Source organism: Achromobacter sp. GbtcB20 (assembly GCF_019091095.1).
In the GTDB taxonomy this organism is placed as follows: domain Bacteria; phylum Pseudomonadota; class Gammaproteobacteria; order Burkholderiales; family Burkholderiaceae_B; genus Achromobacter; species Achromobacter mucicolens.
The window spans coordinates 1-264 of sequence record NZ_JAGXJZ010000598.1; the positions used below are offsets into that span (position 1 = coordinate 1).

General features: G+C 65.5%; 1 protein-coding gene. It reads left to right on the top strand.

The annotated features are described in order from the left end of the window. On the top strand, window positions 1-264 hold a 264-nt coding region (locus KVT32_RS30380; RefSeq protein WP_371825645.1), incomplete at both ends, for an AMP-binding protein.

The window sequence follows — 264 nt, forward strand, 5'->3', positions numbered from 1 at the left end:
GCCATGGAGCAGGACCTGGTGCCCGAGATCCACGACGCGAAACCGTCGATGCTGAAGTCCAGCAAGCTGCCCGAACTGCGCCACGTGATCCGGCTCGGCAGCGACAAGACCCCGGGCATGCTCAACTTCGAAGAACTGCTGGCCGAGCCGGCGCCCGCCCAGCTCGAGCAGCTGGCAAGGCTCGAGTCCGAATTGCAGTTCGATGAAGCCGTGAACATCCAGTTCACCTCGGGCACCACCGGCTCGCCCAAGGGCGCCACGCTG